This window comes from Cytobacillus sp. ABV4_503, from assembly GCF_056158445.1.
Map to the genome: position 1 here is coordinate 1666132 of NZ_JBSWTH010000001.1, position 20432 is coordinate 1686563.

The window sequence follows — 20432 nt, forward strand, 5'->3', positions numbered from 1 at the left end:
AATGAAATCCGCCGGGCATAGGCTCGGCGGATTTTTTGTTATTGATTAATGGACACCATTTTTGGGGTCCCAAAGTCCGTACATCTTCCGGATTTCGACAATCTGTCCGATGTGATAGGCGTTGTGGATGGTTAGATTGGAAATGACAGACGACCAGGGTTCAATTGGTTCCTTATAGGCGGATAAGAGGAGCTTTTCTTCACTGCATTCTTCCAGGGCTTTGATCCACTCAGACAATACGTTTTGAAGAGCTTTTTTAGCAGATTGCCAATCCTCTTCTGTAACGGATTCTTTTGTGCTGAATGTATCGTCATTGGCGATATGGGTTTGGGCGAGCGGCAATTCTTTGAATCTTGTTAGATAGCGGTCATTCCAGAAGGTAAGGTGGGTGACGATCTGCCAGACCGAATTGGCGGTTCCTGACTTGAAAGATGCTTCTTTTGCTGATAGTCCTTCGATGGCAGCTGATAAAGGGACAAACCAATTGGGCTGGTCGAGGCAGGCGGATAGTTGTTTTAATAAGACTTCTTTTGTGGTCATTGGACTTCTCCTTTTTGGATAGAGTACTCTTCATTTCTATTCATTAGATATTCTGACTATCCTATTTAATTTCAAGAATTGAATTAAGCATGTGTGGATTTCCGTTCCAGACACTCGCTTTCCGCGGGGCTACCGGGAGCCTCCTCGACGCATTCGCGTCTGTGGGGTCTCCCTTGGTATGCTACTCCCGCAGGAGTCGAGTGACTTCCACTCCAATCCACACGTGCTGAAACTATGTGTGGCTTTTAAAAGCCCGTATAATAAAAAACCATTCCGATGATACGAAATGGCCTAAAATAAGTGCTCGTATGGAGTCATATTTATCTGTTTTTCCGTCAATTTCTTGCGGAGAAATTTATGATCTCTTTTTGGAGTGGCTAATATATAGCCGCGAATCAGGAGGTCCTGATCGATTTGTGCTGCCTTTTCCTTTAGGGCAAGTTCACCGATTTTGCCGGCTATTTTCATTCTTGCTACATCTCTGAACAGTTCAGGAACTGGACTTACCAGATCCTCCAGCAGATCTTTTTCCTTCTGCTGCCATAGATGGCGCGTTTCATTGACATAATGCTCTTCCCAATCCAAATCTGATTTGCCATCTTCTTTGGGCATGCGCTTTAAGAATTTGCGGAACATAAAAAATCCGCCGATCGCGAAGAACGAAATCAGAACGACAACCCAAAACAATATAAAATACATAAACCAGCCTTCTAGCATTTCCTTCACCTACACACATTTTTTCCTGTCCTTATTATAAGCCTTGTCCCGCGATACGACAAGAAAGGAAGCATTAGTCTTGAAAACAGCATCAATTGCCCTTATAATAGGAAGAGTCTTTACGGGGCTGATTGGGGTGCTGGTGCCCTCCACGGTCTTCAAAACCGCTTGTGACCACCGTGTGTGGTCAGCTGGGTTCGATTCCCAGGCGGTCCCGCCAAATATACATATAATGGCCGCATAGTGGGACGCTGTGCGGTTTTTTGTGCTATCCACTTACTCGCTTTTGGTGCTAAAGCATATTAAATGGATTGTTTCCGTTCTACTCATTGTGAGGCTTCGGCTATGATAGACTTAAGATATTTAAATGCATACTGTTGTAATAAAGAGCAGTGAAAAATAGGAGGAAGTAAGTTGATGGATAATAATGATATATTAATTCGATTGAGATATGCGCTAGAAATCAAAAATAGTGAAATGGCAGAAATCTTTAAACTTGGAGGAATAGAAGTGACCGTACCAGAGGTGGTGAAGATCCTCAAAAAGACAGATGATGAAGAAGAGAATGGCAGCCAAATAAAATTGACAAATAATATGTTAAATTCATTTTTGAATGGCTTCATTATTTATAAAAGAGGTAAACAAGAGCCAAAACCAGGTCAAAATAATACGCCAGAACCATCCATAGAAAAAACTACAAATGTAAACAATATCCTTTTAAAGAAAACCAAAATCGCCTTGTCCTTAACAACAGAGGACATGATAGATGTATTCAAAAAAGCTGGATTAAACGTATCAAAAGGAGAACTCGGAGCGTTTTTAAGAAAAGAAGGACACAAAAATTATAAAATATGCTTAGACAATTTTGCCAGAAATTTCTTAAAAGGACTGGCAATTAAATATAGAGGATAATGAATGAAAGAATTCGAGTGATAACATATTAATAGTCTATAAAGAAAAGCTGTCTGATATCATTGAAAAAGTGAATTGTTCATGAAATTAATTTTTCTTTAGTAGTTACATAAGTGGACTATGGACAAAAACGAGCCTCAGAAATGATTGAGGAGGCTCGTTTTTAATATTGGTGCCTGACCCTGCGGGGGTTAATCCGTTATGTACTGTTGGAAAGGCTCTGGTCAATTAGAGACCCCTTTTTTCCTTGTTTACTCCTCATATTCTTTATAAAAATTAACAACACTCTCAGCCATTTCCCACACACTTTTCCTAAGCGAAACAGGCCTTACAATCTTAATCTGATTCCCAAACCCAAGTATATACTCTCTCGCCTCTTGTTCAGTATCAAAGCTAAGGCTTACAGGAATCCATCCATTATCCCTAGGGTTATCCATGTGTATCACCCGTACAAATCGCCCAGTAAAATTAATCCGCTGAATAATGGATGGAGACATCTCCACTTCCACCTCAAACTTAGGAAGGCTGCTAATAAATTTCTGCTTAGATTCCTGCCAATAATCAGCGAGATCAAAGTCACTCGGCCTGCTGAATTTCTCATTAATAAGATCTGCATCCACTATTCTCGAAGCACGATAGCTCTTTATCTGTTCGTCAGAAGCAGCGATTAGATACCAAGTGTTCCCTTTAGCGACCAGTCCTAATGGCTCAACAATTCTTTCACTCGTTTGTTTATCAGCCTTTTCGTATTTAATCTGAAGTTTTTTCTCCTCCCAAACCGCCTGCTGCAACATTCCAAATGACTTCATTTCCCGTGGTGTTTGCCTCCAGGTGCTGGTATCTATATGAATTCTGTTTGAAATGTCTTTTACATCCTCTTTTAGGGGAGCTGGAATGGCCGCCAGGAGTTTCTGGCGTGCTTCCTTCCAGTCTTCGCTGATTCCAAGGTCCGCAAGATGCTCGAAGGAAGGGGAGAGAAGCAGTGTTTTGATTTCATCTGCCTTTAATCCCGTTAGATTTGTTCTGTATTTTTCAAGCAGTCTCCATCCGCCAAATTTTCCGCGTTCAGCCAGGACGGGAATGCCTGCAGCGCTTAAGGCTTCCATATCCCGGTGTATGGTGCGCTCAGTTACCTCCAATTCTTTTGCCAATTCCCTTGTGGTCATTCTTTCGTTATTTTGAAGCAATAATAAAATAGAAATGAGTCTGTCTGCCCGCATTCAGTTCACTCCTGAACAATAAAAATGTTAAATATGACATTGGATGTCAACATTAAAGATTATAGTATAGATATAACACAAAAGGGGGCAGATAGGAATGACGTCATTAAAAGGCAAGGTAGCATTGGTAGCCGGAGGAACACGGGGAGCTGGCCGCGGCATCGCCATGGAACTGGGAGCAGCAGGTGCGACAGTGTATGTTACAGGGCGTACGACACGAAATCAGATGTCGGAATATGGCCGTAAGGAAACCATTGAAGAAACAGCTGAATTAGTCAGCGAACTGGGAGGTAATGGTATTGCTGTCCAAGTGGATCATCTGATACCTGATCAGGTGCAGTCATTGATTGAAAGAATAGAGAAAGAACAAGGAAGGCTGGATATCCTTGTCAATGATATATGGGGAAGTGAAAATTTGATGGAATGGGATATTCCTGTCTGGGAGCATTCCCTGGAGAAGGGGATGAGAATGCTTCGTCTGGCGATTGATACGCATATTATCACAAGTCATTATGCCCTTCCGCTCCTGATCAAAAACAAAGGCGGATTAGTTGCCGAAATCACAGACGGAACAGAGGAGTATAATCAAAATCGCTACCGACTGTCTCTATTTTATGATTTGGCTAAAAGCTCGGTTATCCGGATGGCCAAAGCACTGGCACATGAACTTGCTCCTTATGACTGCACAGCGGTAGCTGTTTCACCCGGCTGGATGCGTTCTGAAATCATGCTTGAGGTATTTGGGGTAAAAGAGGAAAACTGGAAAGATGCGGCCATTAAGGAGCCTCATTTCGTGATTTCTGAAACACCAAGGTATATAGGGCGTGCAATTAGTGCCATAGCAAAGGATCCTGATAAAAAACGGTTGAACGGAGGGTCCTATTCCAGTGGCCAGCTGGCCAAAATGTACAACTTTCATGATCTGGACGGTTCTCAGCCTGATGCTTTCAGATATCTGGTGGAGGTCCAGGAGGCGGGGAAACCGGCCGATGTGGAGGGATATAGATAGCTTATCATTCGAATAACTCCTTTGCAGAACTTCTGCAAAAGGAGTTTTTTTATTTGCCTGAGGGAACATGAATTTCTTATCCAAATTTTGGTGAACAATTCCACACTAATCGTTATAATTAAACCAGGTAAATAAATAATTAGACATACATAGAGGGGAGACTGGTCTTGATTATCCCAGCAAAAAACAATCCCAGTTTACCAGTGATGATAAGAGTAAAAGGTATAGAATCCATCGTTAACTGGTTTGAACAGCATCAGCGATCCTTATATGCAATTGGCTTGTCCTATCTTGGGAACCAACGCAAGATAGAGGAGCTTTTTTATCGGGCCATTTTACAGGTGCACAAGGAGCTGCCAAGGTTTAAAAGCAGCACATCTTTCGAAATATCGGTTTTATCTATTTTTATCCTTATCTGCCGGGAGCTTTCTCTTAATAAAAGTATACAAGCTTCGGAGGTAAGTGATTACCATCAAGAGATATTTCATGCACTCCATCCGTTAAAAGAGAAGAAAAGAGAAGTACTGGTTTTAACATACATAAAAGGACTCTCAAAGGACGAAACAGCACAGCTTCTCCAGGTTTCAGCCGAACAGGTTAAGGCGCTTATATTCTCAGGACTCCAGTCACTCAGAAACGGAATGGGAGATGGAGAGCACTATCACGGCTGTAAAGAATTCCAAAAGCTTTACGTTGATTATCTGGAGAGAAACATGGACCGGCCGCGAAAGATTGATTTTGAAATACATATCTATCATTGCCAGGACTGCCAGGAAGATTTAGCAGCCTTACAGGAAGTTATGCTGGGCTTTAATGAAGCCATTGCGAAATTCAGTGAACCGCCTGGTTTTATGGAAAATGTCAAAGAACGAATTGCAGAAAGGGAAAGTCTCAATCAGCAAAAGAAGAATAAACGTAAAAGAAATGGGTTTATTGCCGCAGGTATATTCGCTCTGGCCATTTTTGCAGGGCTTTTTACAGGCGCCTTTTCAAAGCTCTATTACACCTGGACCGAGGAAAATCAGGAGCTGCGTGCCTTTCTGCAGGCGGATGTGGGTGAGAGGCTGAACCTGGAAGCAGAAAGTGATGGGGTGAAAATAAAGATTAAGAGTGCGATAGCTGATGATGTTCAGACTCTTATTTTTTATGAGATTGAGGATACCAATGAAAATAATCAATACATGATTAATTTTGATGACGGTGTTTTTATTGAAGACGAACGTAATATCATGAATGATCATACTTCTCAAAGGTACTATCCGCCTGATTTTGGATCGGAGCTTAACAATGAGGAAAAGAATACTTATCATGGGAAGATTAGTCTGCCCCCACTTAAAGAGGATAAAAGCACAATTAAGCTCAAAATTAATAAGGTTATGAAAATAGTAGGTGACTCATCTGATTCTTACAAGAGTATTGAGCCGGAAGAAGGAGAGTGGAATTTTGAGATTCCCGTAACAAAACAGCCTTCTACCGAGTATGCATTGGAGGAAGATATTGAAATTGAGGGAGTACCGGTTCGGTTCGATAAACTAATCCTTGCTCCAACAGCGACAATACTGCAATATGGCCTCAAAACTGAACAGAAGAAGAAGCGGATAGACATGATCAATTTTAAAAATATGAAAATTAACAATAAAATAACGGAAGCCGATTTATTTGGAAGTTCCTATGTATATACACAGCCGGATTTTAGATGGAGTAACTTCCAGGCGCACTTTGAACCTCTTTTTGAAAAAGAAACTGATGAGGTCAAAATTCAATTTCATAGTGTGAATTTATCAATTGAAGAGCTTAAAACTGTCGAACTGGATACTTCCAAAAAGTATCCTCAAACCTTCGAATATGCAGGCAGTACCATCTCAATTGACAAGGTGGAAATTGGCCAGCCTACCAGAGTTGTCTTTAGCAATCATGAAATTAAAAATCGAGAGTATGAATCACTTCATTTCAATATTGCTACTGAGGAAGAAAATATTTCAATGGAAGGGGATTATGAAGGAGTCATCGTTGATAAGAATGGAAAAGAATATGATATGAATAAAGCACCTTTTATTTACGAAGATATTGAACAGCCTCGTCACTTTTTTACAGTTCAAAGCTTTAAGATACAAGGGGATAACGTGGTTCCGAAGAGTCTGGATATTTTCGGATATAATACAACGAAATATTTGGATGATATAGTAGAGATTGAAACTGAGCTGATAGTAAAAGATAAAGCAGGAATCCGATAATGGTTTCCTGCTTCTTTTCAATTAAAGCCTTAGCTGCATTTATGCCTTCATCTCCCTATATCAATCACCATCGACTCCACCAATTCGGCCCTAATATTCGTAATGTGCCCCTCCATTAATTCCTTCGCTCTATCCCCATTTCCAGAGGCAATAGCCAGATAAATTTCCTTATGTTCTTCCATTGTATCCTCGTAACGGGACGGATCCTTAAAGCGATGATTCTGTGTAGCTCTAATGGTATCTTCCATATGTCCTTTTAGAGTATGTATTAATTCAATGAAAATCGAATTATGAGTGGCCACGGCAATCCCAATGTGAAAGTCAAGGTCGGCTTTTAACGCTAATTCCGGGTCTTGTTTGGACAGAGCCATATGATTCAAAGCTATCCGTAGCTTCTCCAGGTCTGCCGAAGTGGCTCTTTTGGCAGCAAGAAAGGAGGATTCGACTTCCAGTGCACGCCTGAGCTCCAGCATTTCATATACTAGGGGATTTTCCGATTTGACAGCTGTGATGATTTCTTCTTTTCTTGCATGGACATCAGAGACTTTAACGTAGCTTCCGCCTCCCTGGCGGATATCGATGAGCCCGTTCAGTTCCATGGTTCTCAGGGCTTCTCTGATGGTTGTCCGGCTGACATTGAATTGGCCTGCCAATTCTCTTTCTGAAGGCAGTCTATCACCCGGTTTCAGATTTCCTCCTAAATAGCATTCTATAATTTTATCTACTAAAACCAGATAGGTCTTTTTTTTCTCTGCCATTCCCCGTAACCTCTTTTCAAAATAGGCCTCATTCACTTTTCTAAATGTAACAGACCTAAAATCTATTAATCAATACTGAAAAATAAATAAAATTAATAATTGAATTTTTCTGATAAGTTAGTATAATTGACTTAACTTGTTGGACCAATTATAACATTGGTTTGACCAAATTTTTAGCAGAAGAAAGAAGGAGTATAGGATGGAAACAGCTAGTATGAGCCTCGTACATGCTTTAAAAGAGGTTCTTTCTGAGCAGCAGGTAACAGAAAATCAGACAGTCAGAGAATTGCATGGAAGGGATGAATCATACCACAAGGAGAGCCTTCCCGATATTGTGGTTTTTCCTGAAACAGCCCAGCAGGTCAGTGAAGTGGTCAAGCTTGCAAATCAATATAAAGTGCCAATCGTTCCTTTTGGTCTGGGGTCCAGTCTCGAGGGGCACGTCATACCGTACGAACATGGAATTACAATTGATTTTTCCTTAATGAATAAAATCCTCGAAGTGCGTGAAAATGATTTCCTTGTCCGGGTACAGCCTGGAGTAACCCGCACGCAGCTAAACAAGGAATTGAAAAAATATGGTCTGTTTTTCTCTGTGGATCCGGGGGCGGATGCTACGCTTGGCGGAATGGCGGCAACTAATGCCAGCGGAACAACATCGGTAAAATATGGAGTGATGCGTGATCAGGTGCGTGATTTGGAAGTGGTTCTGGCTGATGGTTCGATCATACATACAGGAAATTTAGCTGCTAAATCCTCATCGGGATACCATTTAAATGGTTTATTCGTTGGTTCTGAGGGGACGCTTGGCTGCTTTACGGAATTGACTTTAAGAGTATATGGTATTCCGGAGCATGTGATGGCGGCAAGAGCTTCTTTCCCTTCATTGAACGATGCGGTGGAAGCGGTTGTTTCTATTTTACAGGCAGGGGTTCCGATTGCAAGAGTGGAGCTTGTGGATGAACCATCCATGAAGCAGGTGAACCTGTTCAGTGAAACAAACTATAACGAAAGTCCAACACTCTTTTTGGAGTTTCACGGCAATGAAGCCGGTTTGAAACAGGATGTCGCCTTCACAAGAGAAATAGTCGAGGACCATCGTTGCCTCGATATTGAATTTGAAACCGATAATGCCGCAAGAAATCGCTTGTGGGAGGCCCGGCATAACCTTGCTTATGCTTATATCCATGGCCACCCCGGGAAGAAAATGATGGTAACAGATGTATGCCTGCCGATTTCAGAACTTTCTGGCGCTATCAGCCATGCCAGGGAAGCAGTCGATTCACTGAGACTACCTGGAGGGATCGTCGGACATGTAGGAGATGGAAATTACCATACACTTCTCATGATTGATATGAGTAATCCGGAAGAGGTGGCAAAGGCAGAGAAGTTCAATGAACAAATTGTCATCTATGCGCTTGAGCGGGGCGGAACATGCACAGGTGAGCATGGAGTGGGTGTAGGCAAGCAGAAATACCAGCAACAAGAACATGGCCAGGCTCTTCAGGTTATGGAAAAAATCAAACAGGCCCTCGATCCAGATAACCTTTTTAACCCAAATAAAATCTTAAAGACAAGAGAAGGAGCGTGATGTAATGAAGGTATTAGAAGCGGTCAGTACCATTGCCGGAAAATATTTTGCCGTGTGGGTGATCTTCACATCGGTTATTGCCTTTATGTTTCCTGACCCATTTTTGGGGTTGGGAGGCTATATCACCATCCTTCTCGGTGTCGTCATGTTTGGAATGGGGCTTACACTGAAGGCAGTCGATTTTAAAATCATCTTTACCAAACCGCTGCCTGTGTTAATCGGAGTTTGTGCACAGTTCATTATCATGCCGCTGGTCGCTTTCGTCATTGCGAAACTTTTGAATTTGCCGGCGGAATTGGCAGCGGGACTTGTTTTGCTTGGCTGTGTACCTGGGGGAACGGCTTCTAACGTTATGGTGTATCTGGCAAAGGGAAATGTACCGTTATCCATCGCCATGACTTCCGTTTCAACTCTATTGGCGCCGATCATGACACCGCTGCTTCTCCTGATGCTTGCCGGCCAATGGATGCCGGTTGATGCTGTTGCCATGTTTATGTCTATTGTGCAGGTTATCATTGTACCGATTGTTCTAGGCCTGGCCATCAAGAAATTCTTCCCTGTGGCTGTGGAAAAAAGTTTAACTGTTTTACCTCTTATTTCCGTAGCAGCGATTATCACGATTGTGGCTGCAGTCGTTTCGGGCAATTCGGCAACCATCGCCGCATCTGGGCTTCTGATTTTTACAGCCGTCATGCTCCACAATGGATTCGGACTCCTGCTTGGCTATTTTGCAGGAAAAGTGCTTGGTCAGGATGAAGTAAACCGAAGAGCGATTGCCATTGAAGTTGGCATGCAGAACTCCGGTTTAGGTGTTGCCCTTGCAACTGCCCATTTTGGGCCGTTGGCAGCACTTCCAAGTGTGCTGGCAGCTGCCTGGCATAACATTTCAGGGCCGATTCTGGCGACTTATTGGTCGAAGAAACCTGCTGTGAAAAGTGAACTAGAAACGGCAGTTAAGCCAGTTGAGGTGAAACTGTAAATATGGGTTTAGGTGTCTGGCCCTTAAAGCTTAAGAGGGCAGGCACCTTTTTTGTACGTATCGAAAACAATCTAAATAGTTTTATAGGCTATTGACAACGTTTACAAATAATACTAGAATGTGACATAACAAGTTAACTATGGTGGAGAAACGGAGAACCCATGCTTTTTGCACTTCCATTCCTGGAAGTGTTAATAAAGTATGGGTTTTGTTTTTTTTAACAGTTAATATTGTTGTCAAATCTATCTTAGGGGGAACCTGAATGTTCAAACTGTTTAAGCCTGCTCCCCCAATTGAAAGATTGCCTGAAGAACAAATTGATTCTGAGTATAAAAAACTTAGATTTCAAGTATTTCTGGGAATTTTCATTGGTTATGCAGCGTATTATTTGATCCGGAAAAACTTCTCATTGGCCATGCCGTACTTTATTGAAGAAGGTTATTCCAAAACAGAACTTGGCTTTGCGTTATCTGCTATTTCTATTTCCTATGGCATCAGTAAATTTGTCATGGGGACCTTTTCAGACCGGAGTAATCCAAGGATATTCTTGCCTGCAGGTTTAATTCTTTCTGCTATTATTTCTTTATTAATGGGGTTTGTTCCTTTCTTTACTTCATCTGTTGCTATTATGTTTATTATGCTTTTCTTAAATGGCTGGTTCCAGGGAATGGGCTGGCCGCCTTCTGGCCGTGTTCTTGTACACTGGTTCAGCATCAATGAAAGAGGAAACAAAACAGCCATTTGGAATGTAGCCCATAATGTCGGCGGGGGGCTAATGGCACCTCTTGCCGTGGCTGGTGCGGCGATGTTCGCAGGCATAGCCGGAAGCTCTTCTTCAGGCTATGAAGGTGTATTTATATTACCTGCTCTTGTAGCCATTGTTGTTGCATTCATGGCCTACTTCCTCATTCGTGATACTCCTCAATCGGTAGGACTGCCAACCATTGAAGAATATCGCAATGATTATCCAAGTAAAACCAAGAAAACCTTTGAAACAGAATTAACAACTAAAGAAATTCTGTTCAAGTATGTATTAAATAATAAATGGGTTTGGGCCATTGCTATTGCTAATATTTTCGTTTATTTCGTCCGCTATGGTGTACTGGACTGGGCACCAACTTATTTGAGTGAAGAAAAAGGCTTCGATATGAGCAAGTCCAGCGTAGCCTATTTTCTATATGAGTGGGCGGGTATACCAGGAACACTATTATGCGGCTGGATCTCAGATAAGTTTTTCAAAGGGCGCCGTGGTCCTGCAGGCTTTGTGTTTATGCTGGGAGTATTGATCGCCGTTCTTATTTATTGGTTTAATCCGGCAGGAAATCCAACGATCGACATGATTTGTTTGATTGCAATCGGTTTCCTTATTTATGGACCGGTAATGTTAATTGGCCTTCAGGCACTTGATTTCGTTCCTAAAAAGGCTGCCGGAACTGCAGCAGGATTAACTGGTTTGTTTGGCTACCTCGGAGGTACTGTAACTGCTAATGCGTTAATGGGTGTTATCGTAGATGCATCTGGATGGGATGCAGGATTTATGCTGTTAACCGCATCTTGTGTCCTTGCAGCCATCATATTCGCTGTAACGTGGAATGTCCGTGGTCAAGAAGTTGTTAAAAATCAACATTAAGATAAAAAAGAAAGTGTCTAATCATTAGGCACTTTTTTTTTATGCTCAAAAATGCGTTAAAAAACTAAGGTAATAAGTATCTTTTTCTTAAAAGAAAATCTTTTTTTAAAACTATCTTGACTAACAGCAAATTATGGAATATATTTTAATTAACAATTAACAAAATGTTAATTAAAAAAGAGGTGAACAAAATTGAAAAAAATATATATTACCCCAGACGGTTACACAAGCGATATAGCGGTTTTTACAATTACATCTGAGCTCTCGGGAGAATATAAACCTCCAAAAAAAGAACTGAAAATCATGCTTATAAAAAGATCCGAGCTGGACCATGAAGGAAATCCAAATATAGAAGCAGGAAAGTGGGCACTCCCCGGGGGTTTTGTACGTCCCAATGAGACAGCGTTTCAGGCAGCTTTGCGAAGGTTAACCGAGGAAACCGGGGTGGAAGGACTGAAAATAAAACATTTTGGTGTCTATGATTCTTCTGGCCGGGATCAGCGGGGATGGATAATTTCTAATGCTCATTATGTCATTGCAAATGAAGCGGCATTAAGGAGCCGGAAAAAGACTTTTGATGCTTCTGAAATTGAGCTGTTTACTCTTGAAGAGGCACTTGAACTTGATCTTGCATTCGATCATCGGACCATTATGGATGATGCACTTTGGTTTATTAAAAAAGATATGGCGCTCACAACACTTGCTAAGCACTTTCTTCCTGAGGAATTTGTGCTCTCTGAACTGCAGGGGGTATTACTGACGGTCTTGGATGATCCTTCGATCTCGACTGATGCTGCCTTTTTCAGAAAAGCACCGACACTGCCTTTTATTGAAGCGGTATCGGAAGACGGAAAGTCTAAGAAATCAAACCGCTATTCCAAAACGCCTGCCCAGCTTTATCGATTCAATGATTTCCAGCCGATTGTGTCCGTGTATAGAAATAAGCTGCAGGGGTGAAAAGCAAATCATAAAAGGGGAGATTCACATGGGGATCTTTAAGAACTGGACGCGGTTCGAAATAATATGGCTGATCACGTTTACATTTGTTAACATTTATCTTTTCTTTGCCTGGTCGGATTCAATGCTTGGCCTGATTTCCTCCATAAGCGGCATGTTATGTGTGGTGCTGGTGGCAAAGGGGAAGATTGCAAACTATTACTTTGGCATTGTTCAAACTTTAACCTATGCTTATATTGCATACGGCTATGGTCTATATGGAGAAGCCATGCTCAATGCACTGTTTTATTTTCCGGTGCAATTTATCGGTATTTATCTGTGGAGACAGCATAAAACAATTCGGGATGTTAAAGGGGAAGATGTAAAAGTTAAAAGCCTGACTAAAAAGGGCTGGCTCTATACATTAGTAGCTATTGTCGTACTTACAATTGGATATGGGTTTTTTCTTAGATATTTAGAAGGCAATTTTGTCTGGACGGATTCAGCTACAAATGTCCTTTCGATAACTGCACAAATATTGATGCTGAAGAGATTTGCGGAGCAATGGCTCCTGTGGATTTCCGTTAATGTATTATCGATTATTCTTTGGGCGAGTGCTCTCATCTCACAGGGAGGCAATGACTTTTCGATGCTGGTCATGTGGACTGCTTTCCTGGTCAACAGCATTTATGGTTATATCAACTGGCGGAAATTGTATGTGAACCAGAAGAAGGAGGCGATTTAAATGACAGTTGGGTTTATTGGAGGCAAGTTTCTCCCCCTCCATCTTGGCCACGTCTATGCCATCGTGCAGGCCTCATCCATCGTCGATGAACTGTACGTTGTGCTGTCCCATAGCGAACTGCGTGACAGGCAATTGTGCCAGCATTCTAAAATGAATTATATTCCGCCTCATATCCGTTTGCGCTGGCTCAGCCAATTAACAAAAGATATGCCGCATGTTAAGGTCATTTCCATTAAAGACGATCAGGGGAATAACGATTACAATTGGGCTGAAGGTGCCGGGAATATAAAAAAGGCAATTGGAAAGCGCATTGATTATGTATTTAGTTCAGAGTATGAATATAGCGATATCTTTAATGAACTTTACCCTGAGGCGAAACACGAATTGATTGATCCGAATCGGGGACATGTGAATATATCAGCAACAGTGATCCGTAATGAAGGCGTCTTTCATCATTGGGAGTACATTCCTGACTTTGTTAAACCATATTTCGTTAAAAAGGTTGTTTTGGTTGGAACCGAAAGCTGTGGAAAATCGACACTGACAAGGAATCTTGCTAAAGTTTATAATACTTCCTATGTTGAGGAATATGGCCGAAACGTATGCGAAGAACTAGGCGGCTGCGAAGGTATCATAGTTAAGGAAGATTACCACAAAATTGCTTACGGCCATAAGCTTAGTGAAATTAAGGCGATTGAAAAAGCGAACAGGGTTGTTTTTATCGACACAGAGGCAATCGTGACCCAGTTTTACTCCAACCTATACAACAATGAGCATCAAACAGTGCTGGATGAAATAGCGAACCTGCAGGATTATGACCTATGGCTATATCTTGAAACTGATGTGAAATGGGTGGATGATGGACTTCGTGTTCATGGAGAGCATGAAGTAAGGCTCCAAAACAACGATGCTCTAAAAACACTGCTGAACAATCATAAGATTGATTACAAAACCCTTAACGGAGATTATAAGGAACGGCTTCAGAGTGCAATAGGGCATATTGAAGAGCTGCTGAAATGTTAAATAAGTGATTGACAAAATAGATAATATTATTTATCCTTTTAAAAAACCTAATGAAATACTTTTATTCGTATAACTCCAATAATATGGTTTGGAGGTCTCTACCAGGAACCAATAATTCCTGATTACGAAGAAGATACATGTGCTGTATTTTCTTCGTAATCAGGAATTTTTTTTTGTAAAAAAATCTAGGAGGTCCAGCTATGAATTTTACTATTTTGCCTAAAATTGAACTTCACTGCCATTTGGACGGGAGTGTCAGACCAGAAACCATCATTGATATCGCGAAGAGAGAAGGCATCAGCCTGCCTTCTTTTGATAAAGAAAAAATCAAAGAAGAACTAATTGCACCGTTGGATTGCGAATCCCTGGATGAATATTTAAAAAGATTCTCCATTCCTAACTTAGTTATGCAGTCAAAGGAAAATTTAAAAAGAATTTCCTTTGAGCTCTTTGAAGATGCAGCAAAGGAAAATGTGAAGTACATGGAGGTCCGCTTTGCCCCATTACTTCATACGCGAAAGGGATTATCCGTAGTAGAAATCATCCAAAGTGTGATTGAAGGGATGAGAGAAGCAGAAGAAGAATTTGATATTAAAGGAAATATCATTTTGTCATGTATGCGAACGATGAGTGTGGTAAGTGCATTTGAGGTCGTCGAAAAGGGAAAGGCATTCCTTGGGAAAGGGGTTGTCGCAATCGATTTATGTGCTTCCGAGGAGGAAGGGTTCTGCGAAAAATTCATTGAACCGATCGCGCTGGCCAGAGAATATGGATACAAAGTCACCATCCACGCCGGTGAAACGGGAATCGGTCAAAATGTGCTGGAGGCCGTAGAATGGCTGGGAGCTGAAAGAATTGGACATGGCGTATTTATTAAGGACTGTGAAAAGGCTTATAAGCTTGTAAAGGAAAAACAGGTTGTGCTTGAAATGTGCCCAACCAGCAATGTCCAAACGAAAGCGGTAAACCAATTTAGCGAACACCCAATTTCCGACTTCCATCGGGATGGAATTAAAGTAACGGTTAATACGGATAACAGAACAGTATCGGATACAACGATGGCAAAGGAATGTGATATTGTTTCCAATGAATTTGCTATGAGTGCTGAGGATTATAAACAAATTTATATGAATAGTGTAGAAGCAGCTTTTGCAGATGAAGGGACAAAGGAAAAACTGAAGAAATATCTACTGGACATTTAAAGTTAATATTGCCTAAAAAAGAAATTTCAACTTGAGCAAGAAAGATGCATGACCCTGGCTGCATTAATACAATCATGAGCAAGGGACATGAATAGGGGGACAGTACCTTTATTTGTTTCCAACAATATTAAAAGTAAAAAGGCACTAGTAAATGCAGCTTTTCCCTGAATACTTTTTATAAAGTAATCTTATCAGATAAGCATTTTAAAAAAGCAATGCGCCTGATTGATGCTTTATACTTTTGATACTCCTTCTTACTAGCTAACCTTTCCATTACTGAAACTAGTAAAAACATGTGATTATTCTTTAGGCCACTCTTTATAAAGGGTGGCTAAATTATTCACAAAAAATATCGAGAGATACGGGGGGATTGGAATGAATATTTAGGTATACTGATTAAAGAATATAATCGAAGAATACAAAATTAAAAATCAAACTTAATAATTTACAGAATAATGTGTATCATTAAGATAGAATTCTAGATTGTATCATTATTATTATTAAAGGAGTGCTTGTCTATGTTAAGGGTGGGGGTCGTCGGTCCACAATCCACTGTAGAAAGAATCATACATATCGCACAAGACTTAAAGTTAGATGTAATTTTTTTAACGTATCCGTATAAAGAAGTGCGGGAAACTGAAGATATAATAAGAAATAATAATAACAATGTTGATTTGTGGATTTTTTCAGGGAAAATTTCTTATAACATTGCATGTGAAGCGGTAGGAAATACGGAAAAACAAATTTATATCGAACATACTGAAGCTGGAATTTTCAAAGGGCTCTTGGAGTTTGCATTCAAAACGGGTTCTTTTTTAGATCATTTAAGTATAGATGAAATTTCAAAAAGTCATTTAGAGACTGCTTTTAACCAACTCAATATTAATCCCGAAAAGATTTATGTGAAAACTTTTTCCGAAAAAACTTCAACAGAAGAATTAATAGGTTTCCACAGTCATTTATGGGAAAATGGTGAGACAAAAGGAGCAATCACTTGTTTTGAAGAAGTTTATTTACAACTTAAAGAAATGAGTGTTCCTGCATTCAGAATTTCAACAAGTGATATTGAAATCCGCCATACATTAAACATCCTTTCTGAAAAAATAAAGACTTTCTACTTTATGGAGTCCCAAGTTGCAGTTCAGCTATTTGAAATGGGACATTTGGAAAATCATTTCAAAAGTTCGAAACAAACATATCAGCTCCAGTATATGGAATTGAAGTTAAAAGAGATTTTAATAAACCTAAGTGAACGGTTGAATGGATCACTAATAGAAAAAGGGCTTGGCCGCTATTTAATATTTAGCTCGCGCGGTGATAGTGAACGGGAAATACAAAGAATTGAAGAGACAGTAAACAAATTGATTTTGGAGTCTGGGTTGAAGGTGGGTGTAGGCATAGGGTTTGGTGAAACTATATTTTCAGCGGAACTGAATGCAAACAATGCACTAAAACAATCCAAAGAGAGGTTTGGTTCAATTATTATTATTCACGAAAATGGTGAAGTCGTTGAAGTTGATAGTGAAAACATAGAAAAGATGGATTTTCCGTATTTTAATGATAAAAGCTTTATGACTAAACTTAAAAACGAGAAAATCAATGTTAAACATTATATTGAACTATTTGCTTTAATAAGGAATGCAGGAATAAAAGAATTTACAGTTAAAGACATTTCAATTCAACTATCCAGGGATGAAAGAAATACAAGACGTTTCATAGAAAGTTTATGTGATGCCGGTTTAGCTGAATGTACCGGGGTGGAAGAATACCCGGCGAGGGGAAGACCGAGACGCGTTTACAAACTGACAAACTCACCAAATAAAGTTGTTTAAGACTGTTGGGAATTATCACCTCAACAGTCTTTCTAATTTTAGGATAATAACTGATAAAAAATTGTCTAAAAATTTTAAATTGTTATTGCGTTTCATGGATGCGTTAAAATATAATTTATTTTAGGGTAAATATTAATTATTTACCCATATGTAAAATGATGTATTCGATAATATTTAGTTTAAGGGGAGATTTGTTTATGGATCACATGGGTTTGGTGTCTTTAATACCACCGATTATTGCAGTAATTCTCGCAATACTTACAAAGAATGTTATCGTGTCCCTGTTCTCCGGAGTGTATATTGGAGTCCTGATTCTTGTCGGTGGCCGCCCTCTCGAAGCGACAATGGAAGTAATCGGAAACTTTATTTTTCCGCAAGTAGCGGATAGTTACAATGCAGCAGTTTTAGTTTTATTATTCTTTATTGGCGGGTTTGTAGCCCTTATGGAGAAGTCGGGTGGAGGGGCAGCACTTGCCTCAGGTGCCATAAAGTACATTAACACACGCGCAAAAGCACAAATCTCTGCGTGGTTTGGAGGAATTATCATTTTCTTTTCCGATTTGGGCACACCACTAATCGTTGGACCGGTTTTTGAAAAGATTTTCGATAAAGCCAAAATCTCAAGGGAGAAGCTTGCATGGATCATCGATTCAACGTCATCTCCCGTCGCAGTATTGATCCCATTCATCGGATGGGGCGTATATATAATGGGGCTTATAAAAAAAGAATTTGAATTGCTGAACATAAATACATCTGAATTCAGTACGCTTATTCAAGTCATTCCATTTCAGTTTTATGCACTATTGACCGTTTCAATGGTGCCTATAGTGGCGTTGACAAAATTGGACTTTGGACCGATGGCAAAGGCGGAAAAAAGAGTGCAGCAAACGGGCAATCTGTATTGGCCTGAGTCGAAACCTCTTAGAAAACCAGAAGATGTGGAGGGGATTACCAAAAATGGACATGCCGTATTAATTTGGCTGCCGCTATTGGTATTATTCATTACCCTTTTCGGATTGTTAATTTCATTCGGCTTCCCGTTTGAGCCGGTACCAGGAAATGAATTCAGGGTTTCGTTAAGTGCTGCATACTTATTTGCGGCGTTATCGATTGTCGTCTTAATGATTATGTACAAAGTGAAAAAGTTCGGCGAGATTATTGATATTTATACAACTGGAATGCAGAAAATGGTTTACGTTGCAGTCACACTTGTCCTTGCTTGGTCGCTTGGCAAAGTAATTAATGAAATGGGAACGGCAGCGTTTATAGTTGAGGCGATGAAAGGAAATGTTCCATCGTTCATCATACCTGCAATCTTATTCTTAGTTGGAGCGGGGATGTCTCTTGCATCAGGGACGTCATGGGGGACATTTGCGATTATGCTCCCAATAGCCATTCCTATGGCTGTAGGTCTCGATGCGCATTTGTTAGTTTGTATAGGAGCTGTATTGTCAGGTGGTATCTTCGGAGATCACTGTTCACCAATTTCCGATACGACGATCTTATCGTCAACAGGGGCAGGAGCGGATCATATCGATCACGTAAAAACACAGTTTCCATATGCACTCATTAATGCATCGATTGCATTAATCGGATTTCTCGTTGCCGGGATCACAGGAAGTGCATTCACTTTAATCTTGACGATAGTACTGCTAATAGCAGCTGTTTTTGTGATATCCAAGATACACACAAGAAAGTATAGTGAAAGGGTTGAATTATAAGTGAAACTTTGGGGCGGACGATTCACTAAACGTGAAGATGAAATCATGGAGAAATTCAATACATCTTTACCTGTTGATAATAGGCTGTATTATGAGGATATAACGGGAAGCATTGCACATGTAAAAATGCTTGTAAAATGTAAATTACTCACAGAGTCTGAAGGTGATTTACTTATTAGTGGGCTGGAATCGATCATGAGCGATATAGAGTCCGGTGTATTAAAAGTGGAAGGCGAATATGAAGATATCCATTCTTTTGTTGAAATGAATCTGACATCGAGAATTGGTGACACAGGAAAGAAACTTCATACTGCACGAAGCAGAAATGACCAAGTGGCGATTGACATGAGACTTTATGCAAAAAATAAAGCCGGAGAAGTGGTGTCTGTCCTTCAGCAACTTATCCATTCGTTAAATGAGAAATCAGCAAATAATAACGTCATTATGCCTGGATACACACATTTGCAAAGGGCACAGGTCATAACATTCGGCCATCATCTCGGTGCATACGTACAAATGTTTAGCCGGGACAAAAAGAGAGTCCAGAATGCCATTGATATTTTGGATGAAAACCCGCTCGGATGTGGTGCATTGGCGGGAACAACACACAACATCGACCGTCAAATAACTACAGACCTGTTAGGATTCGCTAAACCGGTAGACAACTTTTTAGATGGGGTAAGTGATCGGGATTACTTACTGGAAATCATGTCAAGTTTTTCAATAATAATGATGCACTTGAGCCGCTTGAGTGAAGAACTCATTCTCTGGAGCAGCCAGGAATTCAAATTTATTGAAATGGATGATGCCTATTCAACGGGCAGCAGCATCATGCCTCAAAAGAAAAATCCGGATGCAGCTGAACTTATTAGAGGCAAGACAGGCAGAGTATACGGTTCCCTCTTTTCATTGCTTACGACACTGAAAGGATTGCCGCTCACATACAACAAAGACATGCAGGAAGATAAAGAACAGTTTTTTGATGCAGTCGATACAGTGATAGATTGCCTTGATATTATGTCAAAAATGATTGATACGCTTCTTGTAAAGGAAGAAAACATGAAAGCTGCCATTAAAGCAGGTTTCTTGAACGCAACCGAAGTTGCAGATTATTTAGTGAGCAAAGGGACTGCATTTAGAGATGCTCACGAAATCGTCGGCAAGCTCATTATTTATTGTGAAGAGCAAAAGAAGGCGATTGAAGATTTAACGGTCGAAGAGCTGGCGCAGTTTAGCAGCAGCATAACAGACGATATTTACGAATACATTGACTATGAGAACATATTAACCAAAGGGAACAAAAAACTAATCAAGCAGATTTCGGGATAAAAATTAAGCAAACGGGACCAATCGAAGAGGGTTGGTCCTGTTTGCTTGCCCGTT

At 40.4% G+C, this 20432-nt stretch carries 17 protein-coding genes, 1 tRNA gene and 1 riboswitch; of the genes, 14 read left to right on the forward strand and 4 right to left on the reverse strand.

The annotated features are described in order from the left end of the window. Positions 1–45: 45 nt before the first annotated feature. The gene (locus tag ACXAD1_RS08460; RefSeq protein ID WP_474909810.1) at positions 46–540 is read right to left on the reverse strand and encodes a DinB family protein; all 495 of its coding nucleotides are present in this window, start codon (positions 538–540) and stop codon (positions 46–48) included. A 291-nt stretch (positions 541–831) separates the two neighbouring features. Then, the gene (locus ACXAD1_RS08465; protein ID WP_019381898.1) at positions 832–1257 is read right to left on the reverse strand and encodes a DUF2621 domain-containing protein; all 426 of its coding nucleotides are present in this window, start codon (positions 1255–1257) and stop codon (positions 832–834) included. Between the two features lie 123 nt (positions 1258–1380). On the opposite strand from ACXAD1_RS08465, the gene ACXAD1_RS08470 reads away from it, so the two are divergent. After that, positions 1381–1477, forward strand: a tRNA-Sec gene (locus ACXAD1_RS08470). 197 nt (positions 1478–1674) lie between these two features. Beyond that, positions 1675–2169, forward strand: a complete 495-nt coding sequence (locus ACXAD1_RS08475) for a YehS family protein (protein ID WP_206837664.1) — start codon at positions 1675–1677, stop codon at positions 2167–2169. Between the two features lie 251 nt (positions 2170–2420). Here the strand turns inward: ACXAD1_RS08475 and ACXAD1_RS08480 are convergent, their stop codons facing one another. Then, a complete protein-coding gene (locus ACXAD1_RS08480; protein WP_474909811.1) occupies positions 2421–3389 on the reverse strand; it encodes a helix-turn-helix transcriptional regulator in 969 nt (322 codons plus the stop codon). Positions 3390–3486: 97 nt separating this feature from the next. Here ACXAD1_RS08480 and ACXAD1_RS08485 point away from each other — a divergent pair, with 97 nt between their 5' ends. Both ACXAD1_RS08485 and ACXAD1_RS08490 read left to right on the forward strand, forming a co-directional pair. Beyond that, positions 3487–4398: an SDR family oxidoreductase gene (locus ACXAD1_RS08485; protein WP_474909812.1), complete on the forward strand. Its 912-nt coding sequence runs from the start codon at positions 3487–3489 to the stop codon at positions 4396–4398. Positions 4399–4565: 167 nt separating this feature from the next. Next, on the forward strand, positions 4566–6632 hold the full coding sequence (locus ACXAD1_RS08490) for a DUF4179 domain-containing protein (protein WP_474909813.1): 2067 nt from the start codon (positions 4566–4568) through the stop codon (positions 6630–6632). A gap of 47 nt (positions 6633–6679) precedes the next feature. Here the strand turns inward: ACXAD1_RS08490 and ACXAD1_RS08495 are convergent, their stop codons facing one another. Then, positions 6680–7390, reverse strand: a complete 711-nt coding sequence (locus ACXAD1_RS08495; RefSeq protein ID WP_206836693.1) for a FadR/GntR family transcriptional regulator — start codon at positions 7388–7390, stop codon at positions 6680–6682. Between the two features lie 199 nt (positions 7391–7589). Here ACXAD1_RS08495 and ACXAD1_RS08500 point away from each other — a divergent pair, with 199 nt between their 5' ends. The 10 genes from ACXAD1_RS08500 (at position 7590) to argH (ending at position 20378) form a co-directional block, all read left to right on the forward strand. After that, positions 7590–8981, forward strand: a complete 1392-nt coding sequence (locus ACXAD1_RS08500; protein ID WP_206836694.1) for an FAD-binding oxidoreductase — start codon at positions 7590–7592, stop codon at positions 8979–8981. A 4-nt stretch (positions 8982–8985) separates the two neighbouring features. Then, a complete protein-coding gene (locus ACXAD1_RS08505) occupies positions 8986–9960 on the forward strand; it encodes a bile acid:sodium symporter family protein (RefSeq protein ID WP_206836697.1) in 975 nt (324 codons plus the stop codon). A 262-nt stretch (positions 9961–10222) separates the two neighbouring features. Further along, positions 10223–11590: a glycerol-3-phosphate transporter gene (gene glpT, locus ACXAD1_RS08510; RefSeq protein ID WP_206836701.1), complete on the forward strand. Its 1368-nt coding sequence runs from the start codon at positions 10223–10225 to the stop codon at positions 11588–11590. A gap of 192 nt (positions 11591–11782) precedes the next feature. Then, positions 11783–12547, forward strand: a complete 765-nt coding sequence (locus ACXAD1_RS08515) for an NUDIX domain-containing protein (protein ID WP_206836703.1) — start codon at positions 11783–11785, stop codon at positions 12545–12547. A 28-nt stretch (positions 12548–12575) separates the two neighbouring features. Continuing rightward, positions 12576–13271 carry a nicotinamide riboside transporter PnuC gene (gene pnuC / locus ACXAD1_RS08520; RefSeq protein ID WP_206836707.1) on the forward strand — a complete coding sequence of 232 codons (696 nt, stop codon included), beginning with the start codon at positions 12576–12578 and terminating at the stop codon, positions 13269–13271. After that, positions 13272–14294: a multifunctional transcriptional regulator/nicotinamide-nucleotide adenylyltransferase/ribosylnicotinamide kinase NadR gene (nadR, locus tag ACXAD1_RS08525; RefSeq protein WP_206836711.1), complete on the forward strand. Its 1023-nt coding sequence runs from the start codon at positions 13272–13274 to the stop codon at positions 14292–14294. A 45-nt stretch (positions 14295–14339) separates the two neighbouring features. Beyond that, a riboswitch (purine riboswitch) is annotated at positions 14340–14439 on the forward strand. Positions 14440–14494: 55 nt separating this feature from the next. Then, on the forward strand, positions 14495–15496 hold the full coding sequence (gene add / locus ACXAD1_RS08530) for an adenosine deaminase (protein WP_206836714.1): 1002 nt from the start codon (positions 14495–14497) through the stop codon (positions 15494–15496). A 518-nt stretch (positions 15497–16014) separates the two neighbouring features. Next, positions 16015–17328, forward strand: a complete 1314-nt coding sequence (locus ACXAD1_RS08535; RefSeq protein ID WP_474909814.1) for a hypothetical protein — start codon at positions 16015–16017, stop codon at positions 17326–17328. A 197-nt stretch (positions 17329–17525) separates the two neighbouring features. Further along, on the forward strand, positions 17526–19049 hold the full coding sequence (locus ACXAD1_RS08540) for a Na+/H+ antiporter NhaC family protein (RefSeq protein WP_474909815.1): 1524 nt from the start codon (positions 17526–17528) through the stop codon (positions 19047–19049). Continuing rightward, complete coding sequence (argH, locus tag ACXAD1_RS08545) at positions 19050–20378, forward strand: argininosuccinate lyase (protein WP_206836724.1); 1329 nt, start codon at positions 19050–19052, stop codon at positions 20376–20378. It begins immediately after the preceding gene. Positions 20379–20432 lie beyond the last annotated feature (54 nt).